We start from the raw sequence: 6,073 nt of genomic DNA, 5'->3' as shown, positions 1-6,073 counted from the left end.
CACTTGTTGCGGGGGTCCACGCCTCAGCCCGCTGGATCGTCGGTCGAGAAGGCTGAACCCTGGATTCCCGGCACAAGGCCGGGAATGACAGCCATTAGTGGTTCGATCAAAGCTCAAGCTATGGCGTTGAGGTGGGAGACAGCCCGCCTAATCCAGCGCGATGACGGCCAGCGCGCGGCCGTAATCCTTCTCGCCCTTCTGGCAGGCGCGGCGATAGCTGAAGAAATTGGCCGAATCGCCGCAGGTGTCGCGGTCCAGGCGCAGCACTTCGCCGAGTTGCAGGCGGTTCAGCTTGCGCGCGACATAGCCGCCCAAATCGAACATGAATTTGCCGTCCTGCCTGCCGGCGGAGAAGAACAGCGCGTTGGAGCGGTCCTCCTCCAGGAAGGGCGTCGGGAATTCCGGGCCGACCTCGTAGGATTCCACGCCGATGCACGGGCCGATGGCGGCGACGATATTGCTGGGCCGCGCGCCCAGCTCGACCATCGCCCGCACGGTGGCCTCGACCACGCCGGCCTTCGCGCCCTTCCAGCCGGCATGGGCGGCGCCCACCACCTTGGCGTCGGGATCGGCGAACAGCACCGGCGCGCAATCGGCGGTGAGCACCCCGATGGCGATATGCGGGACGGCGGTGACCAGCGCATCGGCCTTCGGCGCCGCATCCGGCGTCCAGGCCTGGTTGACGGTGACCACATCGGCGCTGTGATGCTGGTAGCAGGTGACCAGCGCCTCGTCCGGCAAATCCAGCGCCGCCATGGTGCGCTTGCGGTTGGCGGTCACCTTGTCGACGGCGTCGCCCGAGCCCAGCCCGCAATTCAGCGAGGTGTAAAGCCCGCCGGAAATGCCGCCGCGGCGGCCGTAGAAGGCGTGGCGGATGCCCGGTATGTCCAACTCGTCGACGGTGATCACTCCGGCGGCCTTTCGCAACGCGAGGAGACTACGCCGCCAGCCAATCAGGCTTCGAACCCCGCGGGGACGGGGAGACCCAGGCTGGTCAGCGCCAATACCTTGAACAGATTGCCCATTTCATCGGCATCTAGCAAGCGCCGCAGGCTGGCGTCGATGTCGCCGACGCCGGCCTTGCGCAACCTATCCGCGCGCGCCTCAATGCCCAGCGCGCGCAGGAAGGAGGCCTGGGTGACCGGCCCGTGCCCCGTGGCCCCGGCCTGGCGGGCGGCGATGGCCAGCGCCTCGAAATCGACATGCGCGGTCAGGTCGGCTGATCCGGGCTCCGCCAGCGGATCGTGGAAGCGGTGCGCCTGCAGCGCCTGGAAGGAATCGCCCGGCGCGCTGAGCGGCGTGCCGTAATCGACGATCAGCGCCGCGCCGCCGCGCTCCGCCAGCCGCCGACCGATCGCCGCCGCGATGCCGATGCCGGCGGGGCAAAGCTCCGCGATGGACCCGACGGGCGCGGTCTCGCGCACCCGCGGATGCAGCAGCGCCGCCGCCGTCGACGGGCCTGGGGAGACAACGAAGCGGAAGCCGGCCGCGTCGCCATCGACCAGCCTTTCATGCCAGCCGCCCTCCAGCCGCTGCAACTGGCGGATCGGCAGGGCGTCGAAGAATTCGTTGGCGACCAGCAGCATCGGGCCGTCCGGCGTCTCGTCCAGCGTGTCGTGCCAATGCGGCGTCACGCCGGAGGCTTTCAGCGCCTCGGCCTGGCGGGCGCGCAGCGGGCGGCTGGTCTCCACCAGATGCAGGCGGATCGCCTCGCTAAAGCCGGGGACCAGCCGCGCGGCGCGCAGGAAATCGGCCATCAGCGTGCCGCGTCCCGGCCCCAGCTCGATCAGCCGCACCGCGCCGGGCGACCCCATCTGCTGCCAGGCGATGGCGGCCCACAGGCCGATCAGCTCGCCGAACATCTGGCTGATCTCGGGCGCTGTCGTGAAGTCGCCGGCCGCGCCCAGCGGGTCGCGGCTGCGATAATAGCCGTGCTGCGGATGGCCCAGCGCCTCGGCCATGTAGTCGGCGACCGTGATCGGCCCGGCGGCGGCGATGCGCCGGGCCAGGATGCCGGTCAGCGCCGAGCTCATTTCCGCTTCAGCGCGTAGCCGATCAGCACCGCGCCCAGCGCCATCATCGGCAGCGACAGTAGCTGGCCCATGGTGGTGCCGAAGGCCAGGAAGCCCAGGAAGGAATCCGGCTGGCGGAACAGCTCGCCGATGAAGCGGGCAATGCCGTAGCCCAGGAAGAAGGCCCCGGCCACCAGCCCCGGCTTGTTCCGCGCCTTGAAGGCGAAGACCAGCGCCGTCATCGCGATGAACAGGATCAGCCCTTCCATGCCGGCCTGGTAGAGCTGGCTGGGGTGGCGCGGCTCCGGCCCGCCATGCGGGAACACCATGGCCCAGGGCACGTCGCTGGCCCGGCCATACAGCTCGCCATTGATGAAGTTGGCGATGCGTCCGAAGAACAGGCCGATGGGGGCCGCGGCGCAGACAATGTCGGCCAGCGGCAGCAGCGGCACCTTGTTCTTGCGCGCGAACAGGAAGGTGGCGACGACCACGCCCAGCATGCCGCCATGGAACGCCATGCCGCCCTGCCAGACCATCAATATCTGGATCGGATCGGACAGGTAATAGCCCGGCCGGTAGAACAGCACATAGCCGAGCCGCCCGCCGATCACCACGCCCAGCGTCGCCCAGACGACGAAATCGTCCAGCAGCTTGGGCTCGAAATAGACCGGCTCGCGCCGCGCCAGATAAAGCGCGTAGCGCCAGCCGCCGATCAGCCCGACGATATAGGCCAGCGCGTACCAGCGCACGACCAGCGGCCCTAGCTCCAGCGCGACGGGATCGATGGTCGGAAAAGCGATGACGGGGAACACGATATGCCGTCTCCTAGCGATGGGGCCTAGCGGTAGGGATCGTCGGATTCGAGGAAGTCGCGGACGTAGCGGGTGACGCCTGCTTCCAACGAGGTGAATTGCCGGTCGTATCCCGCCTGCCGCAATTTGCCGCTCTCGGCCTGGGTGAAATACTGGTACTTGGCGCGGATCGCCTCGGGCGTGTCGACATACTCGATCTCCGGCGCGCGGCCCAGGGCGCTGAAGACGGCGGTCGCCAGATCCTTGAAGCTGCGGGCCGAGCCGGTGCCGCAATTGAACAGCCCGCCGGCGGCCGGATTGTCCAGCAGCCACAGCATAACCTGCACGCAATCCTCGACATCGATGAAGTCGCGCAACTGCCCGCCATCGGCGTAATCGCGATGGTGCGAGCGAAACAGGCGCGCCGGCTCGCCGGCCGCGACGCGGCGGTGGATCTGCGGCACCACGCTCATCTGGCCGCCCTTGTGATATTCGTTCGGCCCATAGACGTTGAAGAAGCGCAGGCCCGCCCATTGCGGCGGCGTCACGCCTTCCCTCACGAAGCGGGCGACGCGGCGGTCGAAGGCCAGCTTGCTCCAGCCATAGGCGTTCAGCGGCCGCAGCCGGGCCAGGCCGGAATCGCTGTCATCGTCCAGAAAGCCGGCGGCGCCATCGCCATAGGTGGCGGCGGAGGAGGCATAGACCAGCCGCGCGCCATTCCCGGCGCACCAGAGCCACAGGCGCTGCGGCAGATCGATATTGGTGCGCACGATCAGATCGGCGTCGGTCTCGGTGGTGGCCGAGATCGCGCCCATATGGAAGATCGCCTCGATCCGCCCGCGATTGCCGTCGAGAAACTCGAACAGGCGTTCCGGGGCGATCAGGTCCAGAAGGTCGCGCTTGGCGATATTGCGCCACTTATCGTCGCGGCCCAGCCAGTCGCAGACCACGATGTCGCGCCGCCCCCGGCCTTCCAGCGCCGCCGCGAGATTGGAGCCGATGAAGCCGGCGCCGCCCGTCACCACGATCATAAAGCGAACCTTTCGGTGACTTCGGAGTTGATCTTTCGTCCGGCGAGTTATAGTTGGCCTTGAGGGGGCGGGCAAGAAACTGCCCGGTCCCTCCGACAGGGAACAGCCAAGGAGTGAGGGCGATGCAAACACAAAACCGCCTGTTCGACGATCTGGCGCGCATGGCGAATGGCGCGCTGGGCGCCGCTGCCGGTGTTCGCGGCGAGATCGGCGGCCTGTTCCGCCAACAGTTCGAGCGCGTTATCCGCGACATGGACCTGGTGACCCGCGAGGAGTTCGAGGTCGTCCGCGCGATGGCGGAGAAGGCGCGGATGGAGAATGAGGCGCTGTCCGCCCGCCTTGCGGCACTGGAGGGCGCTGGCGTCGCCAAGCCCGCGCCGAAGAAAAAGCCCGCAGCGAAGCTTGCGGCGAAAGCGGCGGCCAAGCCTGCGTCACGTCGCCGCAAGGCCGCGACTCCGGCCGGCGAAACGGCGTAATAGACTTTCGACAGGGTACGGGCGGGCTCGGTCATGATTTTCCGCCGCCCACCAGATGATCGCAATTATTTAACGTAAAACGCGAAATCTGGTGTTGCGCCCATACGGCGCATTTGGCAGGCTACAGATCGTGGTGGTGACAAGGTGCGGAGCTACTAAATCTAGGTGCTCGGCAGACCACGCCAGCCCTGCACAGCAACCCTTCCTGCCAAGGAGGTGCAGGTTCGATGTTAGATATCGAAACCCACGGCGAAACCGCCGTCGTTAATCCTCTCGATCTTGTGGAAGAGTTGGTGGAAGCCAACGAGTGGGCGTTCGACCGCTCGCGGGAAGACGAGCTCGCGGTCGAGATCACCGGCCGCTGGTGCGACTATCACCTGTTCTTCGTGTGGCGCGAGGATATGAGCGCGCTGCATTTCTCCTGCGTGTTCGACACCAAGGTGCAGCCGTCGAAGAAGCCGGAGGCGCATGCGCTGCTGGCGCTGGCCAACGAACGCCTGTGGCTGGGCCATTTCGATCTGTCGTCGGAAGACGGCATGCCGATGTTCCGCCATACCGTGCCACTGCGCGGCGCGCGCGGGGCGACGGTCGAGCAGATCGAGGATCTGGTCGATGTCGCGGTGACCGAGTGCGAGCGTTTCTACCCGGCTTTCCAGTTCGTGCTCTGGGGCGGCAAGACCGCCGTCGAGGCGCTGGACGCCGCCATGCTGGATACGGTGGGCGAGGCCTGACAGCCTCGCCTTTCCCCACCCCGCCGCATCGCGTATAACCCGACGATCTTTCGAATCGGGGAGGTTGCGACATGGCGAAGATGGAACGGCCGCTGCTGCTGGTCGGCTGCGGCAAGATGGGCGGCGCGCTACTGGAAGGCTGGCTGAAAAGCGGCATCGTCGCCGCCGGCGCCTACGCCATCGACCCGTCCGACAGCCTGCCCTATGGCCTCAGCGACAAGCCGGGCTTCAGCCATGTAAAGGACGCCGCCGATCTGCCGGCCGATTTGCACCCACAGGTCGTGGTGCTGGCGGTGAAGCCGCAGGCGATGGATGCGGTGATCGGCGCTTATGGCCGCTTCGCCAAGCCGGGCACGCTGTTCGTCTCGGTCGCCGCCGGCAAGACCATCGGCTATTTCGAGCGGCATCTGGGGGCGAACGCCGCCATCGTGCGCACCATCCCGAACACGCCGGCCGCCATTGGCCGGGGCATCACCGGCTGCACCGCCAACCCGAACGTCGCCGATGCCGAGCGGGCGATGGCCGAACTGCTGCTGCAGGCCGCCGGCGAGGTGATCTGGGTCGAGGATGAGGCGCTGATCGATTCGGTGACCGGCCTGGCCGGCAGCGGCCCGGCCTATGTGTTTCATATGGTCGAGGCGATGGCGGCCGCGGGCGAGAAGGTAGGGCTGCCCGCCGACATCGCCATGAAGCTGGCCCGCGCCACCGTCGCCGGGGCTGGCGAACTGATGCGCGTGACCGGCGAGGAGGCATCCGTGCTGCGCCAGAACGTCACCAGCCCGAACGGCACCACCTATGCCGGCCTCCAGGTGCTGATGGACCCGGCCACCGGCCTGCCTCCCCTGATGGAACGCACCGTCGCCGCCGCCACCAAGCGCTCACGGGAGCTGGCAGGGTAGGGGGCGGCGGCTACGTCTCCCCTCACCCAGCTACGGCTAAGGCTGTCGCCTAAGCCTTCGCATCCCTCTCCCCCAATGGGCGCAAGCTTTGGGGCGAGGGACACCTACTTTTCTATCCCTCGCCCCGGAAGGG

7 protein-coding genes are annotated in these 6,073 nt (G+C 67.4%); 3 read left to right on the top strand and 4 right to left on the bottom strand.

Annotation, left to right across the window (positions count from 1 at the left end):
- Positions 1 to 147 precede the first annotated feature (147 nt).
- From pgeF to rfaD, 4 genes are read right to left on the bottom strand one after another with little or no spacing between them, the layout of a single operon-like run.
- A complete protein-coding gene (gene pgeF / locus AUP43_RS05515) occupies positions 148 to 909 on the bottom strand; it encodes a peptidoglycan editing factor PgeF (RefSeq protein WP_067553599.1) in 762 nt (253 codons plus the stop codon).
- A gap of 44 nt (positions 910 to 953) precedes the next feature.
- Positions 954 to 2,033 (bottom strand): class I SAM-dependent methyltransferase, encoded by a 1,080-nt coding sequence (locus AUP43_RS05510; RefSeq protein WP_067553597.1) that lies wholly within the window; start codon positions 2,031 to 2,033, stop codon positions 954 to 956.
- Positions 2,030 to 2,824 carry a prolipoprotein diacylglyceryl transferase gene (lgt, locus tag AUP43_RS05505; protein ID WP_067553595.1) on the bottom strand — a complete coding sequence of 265 codons (795 nt, stop codon included), beginning with the start codon at positions 2,822 to 2,824 and terminating at the stop codon, positions 2,030 to 2,032. The genes AUP43_RS05510 and lgt overlap by 4 nt, the downstream gene beginning before the upstream one ends.
- A gap of 26 nt (positions 2,825 to 2,850) precedes the next feature.
- Complete coding sequence (gene rfaD, locus AUP43_RS05500) at positions 2,851 to 3,834, bottom strand: ADP-glyceromanno-heptose 6-epimerase (protein ID WP_067553594.1); 984 nt, start codon at positions 3,832 to 3,834, stop codon at positions 2,851 to 2,853.
- Positions 3,835 to 3,956: 122 nt separating this feature from the next.
- Between rfaD and AUP43_RS05495 the strand changes: the two genes are divergently transcribed.
- The 3 genes from AUP43_RS05495 to proC all read left to right on the top strand — a co-directional run bounded on the left by AUP43_RS05495 (position 3,957) and on the right by proC (position 5,940).
- Entirely contained in the window at positions 3,957 to 4,310 is a 354-nt protein-coding gene (locus AUP43_RS05495) for an accessory factor UbiK family protein (protein WP_067553592.1), read from the top strand.
- A 227-nt stretch (positions 4,311 to 4,537) separates the two neighbouring features.
- Positions 4,538 to 5,041 carry a type III secretion system chaperone family protein gene (locus AUP43_RS05490; RefSeq protein ID WP_067553590.1) on the top strand — a complete coding sequence of 168 codons (504 nt, stop codon included), beginning with the start codon at positions 4,538 to 4,540 and terminating at the stop codon, positions 5,039 to 5,041.
- A gap of 80 nt (positions 5,042 to 5,121) precedes the next feature.
- Complete coding sequence (gene proC / locus AUP43_RS05485; protein WP_067553601.1) at positions 5,122 to 5,940, top strand: pyrroline-5-carboxylate reductase; 819 nt, start codon at positions 5,122 to 5,124, stop codon at positions 5,938 to 5,940.
- Positions 5,941 to 6,073: the final 133 nt, after the last annotated feature.

Origin of the sequence: Oceanibaculum pacificum, assembly GCF_001618175.1 — a bacterium.
In the GTDB taxonomy this organism is placed as follows: domain Bacteria; phylum Pseudomonadota; class Alphaproteobacteria; order Oceanibaculales; family Oceanibaculaceae; genus Oceanibaculum; species Oceanibaculum pacificum.
The sequence above is the reverse complement of the archived record's forward strand: the minus strand, read 5'-3'. Positions and strand labels throughout refer to the sequence as shown.

What these genes read in the sequence shown, in the direction of transcription:
- AUP43_RS05490 (WP_067553590.1), top strand. Translation starts at nt 4,538, where the DNA reads ATGTTAGATATCGAAACCCACGGCGAAACCGCCGTCGTTAATCCTCTC.
- AUP43_RS05510 (WP_067553597.1), bottom strand. Translation starts at nt 2,033, where the DNA reads ATGAGCTCGGCGCTGACCGGCATCCTGGCCCGGCGCATCGCCGCCGCC.
- proC (WP_067553601.1), top strand. Translation starts at nt 5,122, where the DNA reads ATGGAACGGCCGCTGCTGCTGGTCGGCTGCGGCAAGATGGGCGGCGCG.
- AUP43_RS05495 (WP_067553592.1), top strand. Translation starts at nt 3,957, where the DNA reads ATGCAAACACAAAACCGCCTGTTCGACGATCTGGCGCGCATGGCGAAT.
- rfaD (WP_067553594.1), bottom strand. Translation starts at nt 3,834, where the DNA reads ATGATCGTGGTGACGGGCGGCGCCGGCTTCATCGGCTCCAATCTCGCG.